Origin of the sequence: Pedococcus cremeus, assembly GCF_900111375.1 — a bacterium.
In the GTDB taxonomy this organism is placed as follows: Bacteria; Actinomycetota; Actinomycetes; order Actinomycetales; family Dermatophilaceae; genus Pedococcus_A; species Pedococcus_A cremeus.
The window spans coordinates 217240-232416 of record NZ_FOHB01000008.1 but is presented as its reverse complement, the minus strand read 5'-3'; the positions used below and the strand labels follow the sequence as shown (position 1 = coordinate 232416).

The window sequence follows — 15177 nt, the reverse complement described above, 5'->3', positions numbered from 1 at the left end:
CGGGCCCTGACACCGGGGCCGTGGACACCTCGACCGCAACCACCCGCACGTCGACGGTCGCGGCGAGCACCGCAGCCAGCGCCGAGACCACGGCACCCGCCAAGAAGCTCGCCTACACGGGTTCCACCGTCTGGCACCCGCTCACGCTCGGCGGCGCCCTGCTCTTCATGGGTGCCCTCCTGCTCCTGGCCCGGCGCCACCTGGTGGTCGAGCGTCGCCACTGAGCTCGTACCGCACGACGGGTGTGCCCCTGCCGAACGGCGGGGGCACACCCGTTTTCGGGGTTTCGCCCTGTCCGGATGAGCCGCCCCCGCACCCCCTTGGGGAGGCTGGGCTCGAGGGCTGTGACCGGTGCGGGCGTGCCGCCCGCGGCGGCCACCCCCACGAGGAGGCCGGGATGTCTCGAACGGGGACCGAGAAGAAGCAGTTCACCACCATGCAGGCCGCGTTCATCGGCGTGGGATCCATGGTGGGCGCCGGGATCTTCGCGCTTCTCGGGGCCGCCGGCGCCGTGGCGGGCGCGGCGGTGTGGCTTTCGTTCCTCCTCGCCGGTGCCATCGCGGCCCTGCAGGGGTACTCGTTCGCCAAGCTCGGCACCAAGTTCCCGTCGGCCGGCGGGATGCTCGAGTACCTGTCGCGCGGGTTCGGCCGCGGTCACGTCCCGGGCATCACGAGCTGGCTGCTCTTCGCCGCCAACGGCATCGTGTGCGCGATGGTCGCGGTGTCGTTCGGCAACTACGCCAGCGCGGTCTTCACCGACAAGAACGCCACGTGGGCCAGGGTCTTCGGCTGCGTGGTGATCCTGGCCATGACGGCCCTGAACGCGGTCGGCTCCAAGGCCGTCGCGCGAGTGCAGGCCGTGATCGTCAACGTGGTGGTGGCGATCCTCGCCGTCTTCGCCGTCGTCACGATCGCCAACATGCAGCCCTCGCTGCTCGCGCCGTCCGGCTACCCCAGCGTGCAGGACATCGTCTCGAGCATCGCGCTGACGTTCTTCGCCTTCCTCGGCTTCGGCGTGGTGACCTTCACCGCCAAGGACCTTCCCGATCCGGGCCGGCAGCTGCCGCGGGCGATGTTCCTCTCGCTCGCGATCGCCACGACCGTCTACGTGGCAGTGGCGCTCGGCGTCTTCGGCACCCTGACCGTCGACGAGGTCATCGCCTCCGGAGGCACGGCGCTGGCCGAGGCGGCCAAGCCGACGCTCGGCGAGGCCGGCTACGCGCTCATGGTCATCACCGCGCTGTTCTCGACGACGGGGGCGGTCAACTCCGCGCTCTACCCCTCGATCGGTCTCTCGCAGCACCTCGCGGGCACGGGCCAGTTCCCGCCGGTGTTCGGACGGTCGCTGGGCCACGGCCGGCGCCAGCTGCCCAACGGCCTGATGGCGATGGCCGCCTTCTCGCTGGTGCTCGTGCTCTTCTTCGGGCTGGGCCGCATCGCCTCGCTCGGCAGCGCCGTCGCGCTCGTCGTCTTCTCCCTGGTGACGCTCGCGCACTTCCGCCTGCACCGGGAGACCGGCGCTCACGTGTGGGTGCTCGTCATCGCCCTGCTGTCGACGGTCGTGACCCTGGTGGTCTTCTGCTTCACCACGCTCGTCGACGAGCCGGTCACCGCCCTGGCGCTCGTGGCCATCCTGGCGGTGTCTGCACTCATCGACGTGGGATGGACCTACCGTCGCGACCACCACCACGGCGCCACGCCGCGCGTCGCCTGAGCAGCCCGGCCGGAGGCCGCGGACGCGCGGAGACTTGCGGCCCTCGCGCCTCTCCCCGTACAGTCGCCACAGATACCCCATGGGGTATCACCGCACCAACAGCGACCAAGGAGAGCACCATGTGCCGTCCCGCCACCTGCCGCACCTGCGGCAAGACCACCTGGGCCGGCTGCGGCCAGCACGTCGACCAGGTCATGGCCGGCGTCCCCCGCGCCGACCGCTGCCCCGGCCACGACGACGAGCCCAGCCAGGCCGGCGGCTCGTTCCTCGGCCGTCTCTTCGGCCGCAGCTGAGCACACGCGACGCCGCCGCCAGCTGCTGGCGGCGGCGTCGCGGCATACCGTGAGGGCAGGGAGGACACCGTGAACAGCCCGCGTCCGGCCACCGCTGCACCTGGCGCACGCACCTCTCCCCAGCTGCGGCTCGGCCTGCGGCAGAACGCCGCCCAGTTCACGCTGCTCGTCGTCGTGAACGCGCTCGTCGGCGGCATGCTCGGGCAGGAGCGCACCGTGGTGCCCCTGCTCGGCGAACGGGAGTTCGGCCTGCGCGCCTACACCGCCGGGCTCACCTTCATCGTGGCCTTCGGCCTCTCCAAGGCCGTCGCCAACTACGTCGCCGGCACCCTCTCCGACCGCTACGGCCGCAAGCCGGTGCTCGTCGCGGGGTGGCTGGTGGCGGTTCCCGTGCCGTTGCTGCTCATCTGGGCACCGTCGTGGGCCTGGGTGGTCGCCGCCAACATCCTCCTCGGCGTGAGCCAGGGTCTGACGTGGTCGACGACCGTCGTGATGAAGATCGACCTCGTGGGCGCCCAGCGGCGTGGCCTCGCCATGGGGCTCAACGAGGCTGCCGGGTATGCCGCGGTGGCCGCGACCGCGATGGTCACCGGCCTGCTCGCGCAGACCTACGGGCTCCGCCCCGCCCCCTTCCTGCTCGGCCTCGCCTTCGCGGCCCTCGGCCTGGCGCTCTCGAGCGTGGCGGTGCGGGAGACCCGAGAGCACGCACGACTCGAGGCGAAGGGGCACGTGGCTCGCGCCGACGGCCGGCACGACCACCTGCACGAGGAGCTCACCAGCGGGCAGGTGTTCGCGCAGACCAGCTTCCGCGAACCCGCCCTCTCCTCGGCCAGCCAGGCGGGCCTGGTCAACAACCTCAACGACGGCCTGGCGTGGGGCCTCTTCCCCGTGCTCTTCGCGGCGACCGGTATGTCCGTCGCCCGCATCGGCGTCCTCGCGGCGCTCTACCCCGCGGTCTGGGGGCTCGGGCAGCTGGTCACCGGTGCGCTCTCCGACCGGTGGGGCCGCAAGTGGCTGATCGTCGCCGGCATGCTGGTCCAGGCCGTGGCGCTCGGGCTCGTCGCGGCCGGTGACACGTTCGGCGCCTGGGCGGTCGCAGCCGCCCTGCTCGGTGCCGGTACGGCGATGGTCTACCCCACCCTGCTGGCCTCGATCGGTGACGTGGCGCACCCCGCTTGGCGCGCGCGTTCGGTAGGGGTCTACCGGCTGTGGCGCGACGGAGGGTTCGCCGTCGGGGCGCTGCTGTCGGGCGTCCTCGCCGACCTCTACGGCGTGCGCACCGCCATCTGGGCCGTCGCGGCACTGACCGCCGCCTCCGGGCTAGTGGTGGCCGTTCGCATGTACGAGACCCTCCGCGGTCCGTCGCACGACCAGTCCCAACGGGTGGCGGCCGCGAACACCGTTCGTTGACAGCAACCGCCTGAGGAGAAGCCATGCCGAACGCTCCGCTCTTCCGCGGTCACGCGAGCGCCTCGCTGCACGACGCGGCCGTGGGCACGGGCGTGGGGAGCCTCAGCGGTTGGGGTGCCGCCCTGCTCGTCATCGCGCTGCTGGGCGTCTTCGCGTGGTGGGCCACCCGCTCATCCCCACGTCGGCGGCGCCGCGAGGCCATGGGGCGCCAGCGTCGCCGCTCTGGCCTCGACCTCAGGGACCGCAACCGCTGGACTGCGCGACGCCGTGACTGAGGTCGCGATCCGCTGGGTCGGGAGTCAGTGGCTGGGTTCGAGGAACTCCAGCCGGTTCCCGAACGGGTCGGCGGCGTAGAAGCGCCGGTGTCCGGGGAACTCCCCGTCCCAGGTGACCGCCGTGCCCGCGCCGTCGAGGGCTGCGCCCAGGCTGTCGAGGTCCTCGACGAGGATGCCGGGGTGTGCCTTCCTGGCCGGAACGAAGGGTTCCTCCACGCCGAGGTGGACCTCGAGTCCCCCGCCGCGGAACCAGCACCCGCCTCGGGCGGCGAGCACGGGTGGCTTCTCCAGCTCGGTCATGCCCAGCACCCCACCCCAGAAGGCTCGGCAGGCGTCTTCACCGCCGGCGGGGATGGCGAGCTGGACGTGGTGCAGGCGGCCGAAGGTGAAGCGCGTGGTCATGGGGTCATCCTGTCCGTCGTGCTGCCGGTCGGAAAGGCCACATCCGTCAGCTGCGGCGGCGTTACTCCGCGGGCAGCCAGCCGGCAAGCATGGCGTCGGAGAACGACGGCCCTGCGGCGACATGGGCATCCACCCCGAGCGGTGTGAGCTCCTCCACGACGATCCGGACCATCGTGCTCATCATCGACGGACCTGCACCCGCCCCGTCGGTGTCGAGGCAGATGACCAGGGCTCCATCGCCGACGACCGGCCCGAAGACCCCCTCCACGGGCCCGTCTTCGGCAGGATCCTCTCGTCCGTCGGACAGGACATGGGGCAACCGCTGCGCCGCCCTGCGCAGGGCCAGACCGACGTCATTGGGGACGTCTTCATCTGCGCCCACCGCTTGCGCGAGATGGATGGCGAACGACGGCTCCCCCAGCTTCGCCAGAATCGAATCCGTCGGATCGGGCACCAGCCCCGGCCCGAGGTGTCTCACCTGGCCCTCGGCAGTCGCCACCACCTTGGTGCACTGCTGCTCAAACAGCTGCTCGGCCACCGTGACGCGACCCATCATCGCTGCCCCCTGCTGTCGGTTGCCCTCCATGGTCCACGGCACGCGCCAGCGCCGCGACCTGAGGGCGAGGTCCGCGTCCGCCCACGGCGACGTGACGCCGGGAGACCCGACGTCACGTCGCCACCGAGATGCTGGTCAGCGGCGGCCGAACGCCGACCACATGGACACCACACCGCCGGCACGGTCCCCGGAGTGCCCGAGGTAGGGCAGCTTCCAGTTCTCCTGCACGGTGGCCAGCAGGGAGTAGTGGTTGTACGGCGTGTGGTCCACCCGCTTGGTCGGACCCGAGCCGCTCACGATGATGGCGGGGATCAGCCCGCCTCCGTAGGTACCTCCCGGCCAGTCCTTGGAGACCCGGGGGTCGCCCTTGGCGACGTACGGCGAGTCGCAGCAACCGTCTGCGCTCTCCCAGCCACCGGTCTCCGCGTTGCCGGTGTAGTCGTTCTCGTCGGTGACGATGACGATCGCGGACTTCTTGGTCCACGCCTTCGACGTCATGATGGTGTGCACCGCCTGGCGCGTGAAGTCGTCGGCCTTCTTCTTCAGGGCGGCGTCGTTGGCGTCGTCCTTGGTGCTGCCGTACGGGCACGGCGTCTCCGGGTGGCCGGCGATCGTCTGGCTCACCCCTCCGTGCATGTCGTTGCACTGGTTGGGCGAGATCCACACGAACTCAGGCGCCTTCGGCGAGTTCAGGTCGGCGGCCATCGCGGAGTAGTCCTTGACCTTGGCCATGCGCTCGGGCGAGTTCTTCACGCTGTCGAACAGCACGAACGGGTTGTGCTTCTTCGCGTACAGCTTGGCGACGCTGCCGTCGGGCAGCGTCGGGCCGAACCTGGCCTGCTTGTCCTGCGGGAGGGTGTCCATGTACGCCGCCCACCGGACGTGCTTCTTCTCGAGCTCGTCGACCAGGTTGGGGCGGTCGAGGTTCACGACGTTCTCGTCCTCGTCGTCCTGGATGCCGAAGTTGTCGCCGGCGATCGCGGCGATGTAGTTGGGCATCGAGGGGTGGGTCACGCCGTAGTAGTGGTCGGCCACGGTGTTCCGGCTGGCCAGCTGGCTGAGGAAGGGCGCGTTCGGGTTGCCGATGACGCTCGACTTCGAGTGGTTCTCGAGCATCAGCACGTAGAGGTGGTCGATGCGGGGAGACGCCTTCGAGGACGACCGGCCATGGGCATCGGCCCCTCCCATGGTGGCCGTGAGGAGACCGACGGCGGTGGCGGCGGCCAAGGCGCCGAGGGCGAGCGGACGTGAGGTCACAACAGATCCTTTCCGAGGTGCACGGCCGCGCATTGGGTGCGCGGCTGCGCGAGGGTGGCGAGTGCGACTGTGCGGTGGCTCGAGTGCGCACGGCTGGCGGGACAACAGCGGCAACTGGGCCGGTAACGGCGTCGACCACCCCCTGAGCACCATGGCGAACGGGTCGCCCGTGGCCAGGAACCATCAGCCCATGTGACGGGCGGTTCGGACATGTCGTCCTGGCGGGATCCATCGCCGCCGTGGAGTCAACCACTGGCTCAGGGGCGTGGCAATCCCTGAACGGGTGCGTTGTGCAACCTTTTTCTCGGGGGCAGCGAAGGGCGACCTAGAAGGGTGACCCAGGGGGCCGGTCTTGTCGACGACGGGAGGCCGAGGCACCGAGGCACCTGGCTGCCACCGAGTGGAGGACCGTGGCCAGGCCGGGGTCGACGTGGAGCACCACCTTCGGCCTCATCAGCGTTGAGACGACGAATCGTCGAGCTGGCGGGCCGAAGGCGGCGCACCACCATGGTGCGACCCGGCCGACCGGGTCAGGTAGGGCGAAGGTCCCTGCTGCCGACCCTTCCCGAGCGGCCTGTGGCGGGAGCTCGACTCAGGCCGTCACTGTGGCGAGCCGTGGACGCTGCGTCCTGTCACGTGCTGGCCTGAACCGGCGAGCCAGCCAGCCACCTGGTCGGCGAGCAGCGCAGCCACGCGTCGCTGTTCCAGGCTGGGCCGTGCGATGTGGGTGGCGGCCGTGACGACGAAGTGCCCTCGCACCTGGCTTCCTGAGCGCACCAGCAGGTACATCGCCGCGTCGACGGGCAGCCCGTCACGTTCGATGTTGAGCTGGTAGCCGTCACGGACGAGCGCCCCGTCGTGGTGGAAGGTCGGGGCGCCCGGGTTCGGCGGGGGACCTGGCACGAAGCGGCACGAGTCCAGGTCCAGCAGCTCGGTGATGCGCCGGCCGACGCTCTCTGTGACGTCCTCGGCCGACTCGTGGTGTCGAGCAAGCGTGTCCGCGGTGGCCAGGACACCGCCGAGGTAGCCGCTCTGACGCGCCAGCGCAGCCTCCTGCCTCAGACCCCACAGAGCCGTCTCGGTGACGATGCCCCCGATGATGAGCAACAGCACGGCCGCCTCGAGGTCCTCCGCGTCGTGGATGGCGAACGAGCCGTACGGCTGGGTGAGGAAGAAGTCGAAGGATGCCGCCGCTGAGACGGCGGCCGCGAGCCCGGCACTTCGCAGGCCGGTCGCCCCGGCGACGACGACGCACGCCACGAGGACCAGCACGACGGTAGGCGTGCCGACGGTGTCCCGCACAAGCGACAACAGTGCCGCCGCCGCCAGGGGCAGACCCGCGGCGAGCACGGTCGTCGCAAGGCGGTGGGCGCGTATGACCGACCTCAGGTTCATGTCCTCATCACGCGTGCCCCGGGGTCCGCCTGTCAAGAGACTTAACGCCTTCCGTACGTGGCGAGATCGGGGACGAGTGTCCGGGAGCACTTGGGCCGTCAAGATCACGTCAAGAGCCGTTACCAGGACGTCAATGGGGTCCGACGCACGCGAAGCTGGCTCTTCACTGGGGGCGTGAGCGAGAACGTCATCGCGGCCGTCCTGGCACTGGCCCTCATCGCCTACCTCGTGTACGCCCTCATCCGGCCGGAGAAGTTCTGATGTCTGCCACGGTGAGCGGCCTGCTCACCATCGGCGTGCTCATCGTGGCGCTCGCGGTCTGCTACCACCCGATGGGCGCCTGGATGGCCCGAGTCTTCACCGACCGGGGTCATTGGCGCATCGAGCGAGTCGTCTACCGGGCCGTCGGGGTCGACCCCGACTCCGAGCAGGGCTGGCGGGCCTATGCGACCAGCGTCGTGGCCTTCTCCCTGGTCAGCATCGCGGCCCTCTTCGTGCTCATCGTGGTCCAGCTGCGTCTCCCGCTCACCCAGGGTTCCACGGGCATGGGTGTCAGCACGGCCCTGAACACCGCGGTGTCCTTTGTCACCAACACCAACTGGCAGTCGTATGCCGGTGAGGTCGGCGTCACGCCGCTCGTCCAGACGGTGGGCCTGACGGTCCAGAACTTCGCCTCGGCGGCGGTCGGTCTGGCCGTGGCGGTGGCCATCACGCGAGCGGTCGCCCGCCGGTCGAGCAGGGGGATCGGAAACTTCTGGGTGGACCTCGTCAGGGGGACACTGCGGGTGCTGTTGCCCCTCGCTGCCGTTGCCGCGGTGGTGCTGCTCATCGGGGGTGTGGTGCAGAACCTGAGCGCCCCCGAAACGGTCAGGGCTGCCGCTGGCGGCGAGCAGATCATCCGTGGCGGTCTGGTCGCCTCTCAAGAGGCGATCAAGGAGCTCGGCACCAACGGGGGCGGGTACTTCAACGCCAACTCGGCACACCCGTTCGAGAACCCGAACCCGTTCACCAACCTCCTCGAGGTCTTCCTGCTGTTGCTGATCCCGTTCGCCCTGACGCGTACCTACGGGATCATGGTGGGCGACCGACGGCAGGGTTGGGCGCTTCTCGGCTTCGCAGGCTTCCTGTGGGCCGCCGGGGTCGCGGCCACGACCGCATCCGAGGTCGCCGCCTCCGGTGCGGTCGGCGACGCCATGGAGGGCAAGGAGCAGCGGTTCGGCGTGTGGTCCTCAGCCCTGTTCGCGGCTTCGACCACCGGCACGTCGACGGGCGCCGTCAACTCCATGCACGAGAGCTACAGCCCACTCGGTGGCGGAGCGGTTCTCGCGAACATGCTCCTGGGCGAGATCTCCCCGGGAGGTGTGGGTTCCGGCCTGTACGGCATCCTCATCGTCGCCATCATCGCCGTGTTCATCGCCGGGCTCATGGTCGGTCGAACCCCCGAGTTCCTGGGCAAGACGGTGGGGCGCCGCGAGATCACCTGTGCCGCTCTGTACATCCTCGTCATGCCCCTGCTCGTCCTGGCCTTCACCGGGCTGTCGCTCGTGATGGACGGCCCCAGGTCGGCGATGCTGGCCTCCGGCCCACACGGTCTGTCCGAGGTCATGTACGCCTTCGGCTCTGCGGCCAACAACAACGGCAGCGCGTTCGCGGGCCTGACGGCCGACACTCCCTGGTTCAACCTGACGCTCGCGGCGAGCATGTTCCTCGGACGCTTCGTACCCATGCTGCTGGTGCTGCGCCTGGCCGGACTACTCGTCGAGCAGCAGCCCAGGCCCGCCAGCGCCGGCACGATGCCCACCCACACACCCCTCTTCGTGGGCCTGCTCACCGGCGTAGCCGTCATCGTCGCCCTGCTCACCTTCTTCCCGGCCCTCGCGCTGGGCCCCATCGCGGAGGCTCTTTCATGACGCGGCACATGGTCACCGGTGGGCACTCGCTCAGGGAGGTCGTCCCGCAGGCATTCGCCAAGCTCGACCCGCGCCATGTTTGGCACTCGCCCGTCATCTTCGTGGTCTGGGTCGGGTCGGTGTTCACAACCGGGCTGGCCATCACAGAGCCCAGCCTCTTCAGCTGGTCGGTGACGGGCTGGCTGTGGGCCACCGTGCTCTTCGCCAACGCCGCGGAGGCGGTCGCCGAGGGGCGGGGCAAGGCACAGGCCGCGACCCTCCGCCGGGCCAAGAAGGAAACCACGGCTCGCCGGTTGAGCCAGGACGGGGCGGAGGAGATCGTTCCCGGCTCGGCGCTGCGCGTCGGTGACGAGGTCGTCGTCGAGGCCGGTCAAGTCATCCCGGGTGACGGTGACGTCGTTGAGGGCGTCGCCACCGTCGACGAGTCGGCCATCACCGGCGAGTCGGCCCCGGTCATCCGTGAATCCGGAGGCGACCGCAGCGCAGTCACCGGTGGCACCACCGTCCTGTCAGACCGCATCGTGGTCAAGATCACCACCAAGCCGGGCGAGAGCTTCATCGATCGGATGATCGCCCTGGTGGAGGGCGCGGAACGACAGAAGACCCCGAACGAGATCGCCCTGACGATCCTGCTGACGACGCTGACGATCATCTTCCTGGTGACCGTCATGGCCTTGCAGCCCCTGGCGGTGTACTCCGGGAAGGCCCAGTCGGTGCTGGTGCTCGTCGCCCTGCTCGTCTGCCTCATCCCGACGACCATCGGCGCCCTGCTGTCCGCCATCGGCATCGCAGGCATGGACCGGCTGGTGCAGCGCAACGTGCTCGCGATGTCCGGGCGCGCGGTGGAGGCCGCCGGCGACGTCTCGACGCTGTTGCTCGACAAGACGGGCACCATCACGCTCGGCAACCGGCAGGCGTCGGAGTTCATCAGCCTCGACGGCGAGGGTGGACGTGACCTGCCCGAGGCTGCCTATCTCTCCTCGCTGGCGGACTCCACCCCGGAGGGCAAGTCCATCGTGGAACTGGCCCACACGGCATACAGGGTGGACGGGTCTCGCACCGCGAAGGCGCTGGCGGTCGAGGGCGCCAAGTTCATCGAGTTCACTGCGACCACCCGCATGTCCGGGGTCGACCTCCCCGACGGCTCAGGGGTCCGCAAGGGCGCCGGTTCCGCGGTCGCGACCTGGGTGCGCGAGACGGGCGGCAGTGTGCCCCCATCGGTGCAGCAGATCGCCGACCGAATCGGCGAGTCCGGTGGCACCCCGCTGGTGGTGGCCGAGCAGGTCGACAGCGACGCGCCGGCACGGGCGCTCGGTGTCGTGCACCTCAAGGACATCGTCAAATCGGGTATGCGTGAGCGGTTCGACCGCCTGCGCCGCATGGGGATCCGCACCGTCATGATCACCGGCGACAACCCGTTGACCGCCGCCGCTATCGCGAGGGAGGCAGGCGTCGACGACTTCCTGGCGGAGGCAACGCCCGAGGAGAAGATGCGCCTCATCAGGGCCGAGCAGGCGGGCGGCCGCCTGGTGGCCATGACGGGCGACGGCACGAACGACGCACCGGCCTTGGCGCAGGCGGACGTCGGTGTCGCGATGAACACCGGCACGTCGGCGGCCAAGGAGGCCGGGAACATGGTCGACCTCGACTCAGACCCCACGAAGCTGATCGAGATCGTGGAGATCGGCAAGCAGCTGCTCATCACCCGCGGAGCGCTGACCACGTTCTCGATCGCCAACGACATCGCGAAGTACTTCGCGATCATCCCCGCGATGTTCGTCGTGCTCTTCCCGGGCCTTGACGCACTGAACATCATGCGACTGTCCTCGCCGGAGTCGGCGATCCTGTCGGCGGTCATCTTCAACGCGCTGGTCATCCTGGCTCTGATTCCACTGGCGCTCCGCGGCGTCCGGTATCGGCCGAGCAGTGCAAGCGCGCTCCTGAACCGCAACCTCCTCATCTACGGCCTCGGCGGGGTGGTGGTGCCCTTCGTCGGCATCAAGGCCATCGACCTCGTCGTCTCGCTACTCCCCGGATTGAGCTGAGAACCCGTGTCCTCCCCCCTCACCCGTCAGGTCGGCGCCGCCGCACGGATGCTCCTGGCACTCACCCTTCTGCTCGGTGTGCTCTACCCCGCCGCCATCTGGGGCATCGGTCGGCTCGGCCTCTCGTCGCAAGCAGACGGCTCCAGGGTCCAGCGCGCCGGTGTGGTCGTGGGATCCTCGCTGCTCGGCCAGAACTTCACCGACGAGCGGCACTTCCAGAGCCGGCCCTCAGCCAGCAGCTACGCCGGTGACGTGAGCGGCGGCACCAACCTCTACGCCTCGAGTGACGAACAGCGGAAGGCTCTCGCAGAGCGGAGCCGCGGATATGCCAACGCACATGGAGGCGTGCAGGGACCCGCCGATGCCCTCACGGCCTCTGCCAGCGGCCTCGACCCGCACATCTCACCGTCGAACGCACTGGCTCAGGCTCCGCGCGTCGCGGCCGCCAACGGCCTCGACGAAGGCATCGTCGTCGAGCTCGTGCACCAACACACCCAGGGGCGGACGCTAGGCTTCCTGGGCGAGCCGCGGGTGAATGTCCTCGAGCTCAACCTCGCGCTGGACAGGCGAGCCGGTCGATGACGATGCGGCCCAGCGTCGCCTGATCTGGTCACGGAGGGCGAGAATCACGTCATGGCCAGGGGAAAGCTGCGCATCTACCTCGGTGCCGCACCCGGTGTCGGCAAGACCGTCGACATGCTCTCCGAGGCGCGCCGCCGCATGGAGCGCGGCACGGACGTCGTGATCGGCGTCTGCGAGGCCCACGGCCGCATGTACACCGCCGCCCTGATGGAGGGCATCGAGCAGGTGCCCCTGCTCGAGGTCACCCACCGAGGTGCTGCGCTGCGCGAGCTCGACCTGGACGCCGTCCTGGCCCGCAAACCTGAGGTGGCGCTCGTGGACGAGCTCGCCCACACCAACGCGCCGGGCACCCGAAACCCCAAGCGGTGGCAGGACGTCGACGAGCTGCTGGATGCCGGTATCCATGTCATCTCGACGCTGAACATCCAGCACCTGGAGTCCCTCAACGACGTGGTCGAAGCGATCACGGGCGTTCGGCAGCAGGAGACGGTGCCCGATGAGGTTGTCAGGGCGGCCGACCAGATCGAGCTGGTCGACATGTCGCCGCACGCGCTGCGGCGGCGGCTGGCCCACGGCAACGTCTATGCGGCGGACAAGGTCGACGCAGCTCTGTCGAACTACTTCCGTGAAGGCAACCTGTCCGCGCTCCGGGAGCTGTCCCTCCTGTGGCTCGCGGATCGGGTGGAAGAGGGCCTGGACCGCTACCGCGCGGATCATGACATCACCGAGTCGTGGCCGACCCGCGAGCGAGTCGTGGTGGCTCTTGCGGGCGGGAAGGAGGGGCGCAACCTTCTGCGCCGCGCCGCCCAGATCGCGTCGCGTGGGGCCGGAGGTGAGCTGCTCGCCCTCTATGTCACTCCTCCGGATGGTCTCGTCGACGCCAGTCTCGAGACGCTTGGCGAGCTGCGTGAGCTGACGACCGAGCTCGGTGGCACCTTCCACACGGTCACCGGCGAGGACACAGCCGAGGCCATCCTCGATTTCGCTCGAGGCGTCAACGCCCGTCAGATCGTCATCGGCACCTCGCGACGGCCTCGCTGGCAGGCCGCGCTCTTCCCCGGGGTCGGTCGACGGGTCGTCGACGCCTCAGGTGAGATCGACATCCATCTCGTGTCGCACCAGCTCGCCGGGCCCCGTCGTGGGCGCCTGTCGATCGGGCCAGCGCTCGGGCGTCGTCGCACCGTGCTCGGCTGGCTCGTCGCCACCGCGGGTGTGGTCGCCCTGAGCGCTCTGCTGGACGTCATCCGCAGTTGGCACGACCTGCCGCTGGACGTGCTGCTCTACCTTCTCCTCACCGTCCTCGCGGCCCTCGCCGGTGGCTTGGGACCCGCCCTGGCAGCTGCCGTGCTGGGCAGCCTCGCGCTGAACTGGTTCTTCACACCGCCGCTCTACACACTGACGATCGCGGACTCGGAGAACCTGGTGGTGCTCTTGGTGTACGTCGCCGTCGCCCTGGCTGTGTCCTCGGTGGTGCATCTCAGCGAACGCCGAGCCGCCGCAGCAAGAGCGGCACAGCGGGAGGCGGCCGCCTTGGCGAAGTCGGCCGAGACCCTCCTCGCTGAGCATGACCAGCTGCCCGCTCTCCTGCGGCAGGTGGTCGAGTTCTTCAACGTGGACGCCGCGGCACTGGCACGGCGCCGCAGTGTCCGTGATCCATGGGAGGTCGTGGCGGCCACCGATGACTTCTCGGTCGAACAGATTGCCACGGCGTCGGTCCGCGCCGCTGTCGACGACGAGAACACGCTCGTGCTGGTTGGCCGGGTGTTGAGTGGAGAGGACCGCCGGCTGGTATCGGCCTTCGCCTCACGGGCCGCCCTCATCCTCAGCCGTGACCTGCTCGAGGAACAGGCACGACGCGCCGGCCAGCTGGACAAGGACAACCGCGCCAGGACGGCCCTGCTGGCCGCGGTGTCACACGACCTGCGCACCCCGCTTGCCAGCATCAAGGCCGCCGCCTCCAGCCTGCGGCAAGCCGACGTCGCGTTCACGGCGGAGGATGAGGCAAGCCTGCTCGAGACCATCGAGGACTCCACTGACCAGCTCACCGGACTGGTGGCGAACCTGTTGGACATGTCACGCCTGCAGTCCGGGACCGTGCAGGCGCGTGAGGACTCGCTGGACATCAGGGATGCCGTCCTGGGCGCGACGCGCTCGTTGAGCGAGCCGCACCGGGTGAGGATCCTTGTGGAGGAGGACACGCCCTCGGTGATGGCGGACGCCGGCCTGTTGGACCGGGTACTGGCCAACATCCTGGAGAACGCGCTCCGGCACAGTCCTGGACGGCAAGAGGTACTGGTGCGCGCGTCGTCCGTGGCTCAACGTGTTCAGGTTCGGGTGATCGACCGCGGCGTAGGCGTTCCTGACACGGCCAAGGAGTTCATCTTCGCGCCGTTCCAGCGGTACGGGGATGCGCCGAGGGGAACGGGCGTCGGTCTCGGCCTGGCCGTCGCGAAAGGGCTCATCGAGGTCATGGGAGGCGCGATCGCGGCCGAGGACACACCCGGAGGCGGACTGACGATCGTCCTGGAACTTCGCCCGGCCCCGGGGTCGTCGACCGGTGCGGAACCCCGCCATGTCCCCGTGGCAGCGGACGGAGACCTCGCATGAGCGTGTTGCTTCTGGTGGATGACGAGCCGCACCTCCTGCGCACCCTGTCGATCAACCTCAGGGCTCGCGACTACGAGGTGGAGACCGCCGGCGACGGCCGCTCCGCCCTGCAAGCCTTCAACGAGCGGGAGCCGGACCTCGTGGTGCTGGACCTGGGACTGCCCGACCTGGACGGCGTCGAGGTGCTGCGCCGCATCCGCGAGCGGTCCTCCGTCCCCGTCATCGTGCTCTCGGCCCGCAGCGAGTCCACCGACAAGGTGGAGGCACTGGACCTCGGCGCCGACGACTACGTGACCAAGCCCTTTGGCATGGAAGAGCTCCTGGCGCGTGTCCGGGTGGCTCTGCGTCGACGTACTGAGGGCGAAGAGGCCCCCCAACCGCCCTTCGTGACGAGGCGGTTCCGGCTCGACTTCGCTGAACGGCGAGCGGTGATCGACGGCGTCGAGACTCGGTTGACGCCGACCGAGTGGCGGCTGCTCTCGGTTCTGGCACGGCAACCGGGCCACTTGGTCTCCCAGCGCGAGCTGTTGCGGGAGGTCTGGGGGCCCGGCTACGGGCGCGAGTCGAACTACCTGCGCGTGTACGCCAACCAGCTGCGCCGCAAGCTCGAGCCAGACCCTGGCCGCCCACGTCACCTGGTGACGGAGCCGGGGCACGGCTACCGGCTGCTCGGCGACTGAGGTGCGCCTGGCCAAGCGGCGGCAGGCAGCCCGAGTGGAAATCGGACCGGG

General features: G+C 69.6%; 15 protein-coding genes and 1 riboswitch. Of the genes, 11 read left to right on the top strand and 4 right to left on the bottom strand.

Features of this window, described 5'->3' with window-relative positions; genetic code table 11:
• The first annotated feature begins 20 nt into the window (after positions 1-20).
• The 5 genes from BMW78_RS16250 (at position 21) to BMW78_RS16230 (ending at position 3692) form a co-directional block, all read left to right on the top strand.
• The gene (locus BMW78_RS16250) at positions 21-224 is read left to right on the top strand and encodes an LPXTG cell wall anchor domain-containing protein (protein ID WP_091761858.1); all 204 of its coding nucleotides are present in this window, start codon (positions 21-23) and stop codon (positions 222-224) included.
• A gap of 173 nt (positions 225-397) precedes the next feature.
• Entirely contained in the window at positions 398-1714 is a 1317-nt protein-coding gene (locus BMW78_RS16245) for an APC family permease (RefSeq protein ID WP_091761856.1), read from the top strand.
• 119 nt (positions 1715-1833) lie between these two features.
• The gene (locus BMW78_RS20885; RefSeq protein ID WP_091761854.1) at positions 1834-2007 is read left to right on the top strand and encodes a hypothetical protein; all 174 of its coding nucleotides are present in this window, start codon (positions 1834-1836) and stop codon (positions 2005-2007) included.
• A 69-nt stretch (positions 2008-2076) separates the two neighbouring features.
• Positions 2077-3417 (top strand): MFS transporter, encoded by a 1341-nt coding sequence (locus BMW78_RS16235; RefSeq protein WP_091761852.1) that lies wholly within the window; start codon positions 2077-2079, stop codon positions 3415-3417.
• A gap of 23 nt (positions 3418-3440) precedes the next feature.
• On the top strand, positions 3441-3692 hold the full coding sequence (locus tag BMW78_RS16230) for a hypothetical protein (protein WP_091761850.1): 252 nt from the start codon (positions 3441-3443) through the stop codon (positions 3690-3692).
• A gap of 24 nt (positions 3693-3716) precedes the next feature.
• Here the strand turns inward: BMW78_RS16230 and BMW78_RS16225 are convergent, their stop codons facing one another.
• From BMW78_RS16225 to BMW78_RS16210, 4 genes are all read right to left on the bottom strand, one after another.
• Positions 3717-4094 carry a VOC family protein gene (locus BMW78_RS16225; RefSeq protein ID WP_091761848.1) on the bottom strand — a complete coding sequence of 126 codons (378 nt, stop codon included), beginning with the start codon at positions 4092-4094 and terminating at the stop codon, positions 3717-3719.
• Between the two features lie 61 nt (positions 4095-4155).
• A complete protein-coding gene (locus tag BMW78_RS16220; protein WP_143056305.1) occupies positions 4156-4650 on the bottom strand; it encodes a hypothetical protein in 495 nt (164 codons plus the stop codon).
• A gap of 135 nt (positions 4651-4785) precedes the next feature.
• Entirely contained in the window at positions 4786-5907 is a 1122-nt protein-coding gene (locus tag BMW78_RS16215; protein WP_177180438.1) for an alkaline phosphatase family protein, read from the bottom strand.
• 167 nt (positions 5908-6074) lie between these two features.
• Positions 6075-6152, bottom strand: a riboswitch (Fluoride riboswitch).
• Between the two features lie 355 nt (positions 6153-6507).
• Entirely contained in the window at positions 6508-7302 is a 795-nt protein-coding gene (locus BMW78_RS16210) for a DUF4118 domain-containing protein (protein WP_091761842.1), read from the bottom strand.
• Positions 7303-7392: 90 nt separating this feature from the next.
• On the opposite strand from BMW78_RS16210, the gene kdpF reads away from it, so the two are divergent.
• The 6 genes from kdpF to BMW78_RS16180 all read left to right on the top strand — a co-directional run bounded on the left by kdpF (position 7393) and on the right by BMW78_RS16180 (position 15126).
• Positions 7393-7563 carry a K(+)-transporting ATPase subunit F gene (gene kdpF, locus BMW78_RS21225; protein ID WP_245735913.1) on the top strand — a complete coding sequence of 57 codons (171 nt, stop codon included), beginning with the start codon at positions 7393-7395 and terminating at the stop codon, positions 7561-7563.
• On the top strand, positions 7563-9212 hold the full coding sequence (gene kdpA / locus BMW78_RS16200) for a potassium-transporting ATPase subunit KdpA (RefSeq protein WP_091761837.1): 1650 nt from the start codon (positions 7563-7565) through the stop codon (positions 9210-9212). Before kdpF ends, kdpA begins: the two co-directional genes overlap by 1 nt.
• Entirely contained in the window at positions 9209-11257 is a 2049-nt protein-coding gene (kdpB, locus tag BMW78_RS16195; protein ID WP_091761835.1) for a potassium-transporting ATPase subunit KdpB, read from the top strand. Before kdpA ends, kdpB begins: the two co-directional genes overlap by 4 nt.
• Before the next feature lie 6 nt (positions 11258-11263).
• Positions 11264-11839, top strand: a complete 576-nt coding sequence (gene kdpC, locus BMW78_RS16190) for a K(+)-transporting ATPase subunit C (protein WP_281247094.1) — start codon at positions 11264-11266, stop codon at positions 11837-11839.
• A gap of 114 nt (positions 11840-11953) precedes the next feature.
• Positions 11954-14446: a DUF4118 domain-containing protein gene (locus BMW78_RS16185; protein WP_245735912.1), complete on the top strand. Its 2493-nt coding sequence runs from the start codon at positions 11954-11956 to the stop codon at positions 14444-14446.
• A complete protein-coding gene (locus tag BMW78_RS16180; RefSeq protein WP_091761830.1) occupies positions 14443-15126 on the top strand; it encodes a response regulator transcription factor in 684 nt (227 codons plus the stop codon). Before BMW78_RS16185 ends, BMW78_RS16180 begins: the two co-directional genes overlap by 4 nt.
• Positions 15127-15177: the final 51 nt, after the last annotated feature.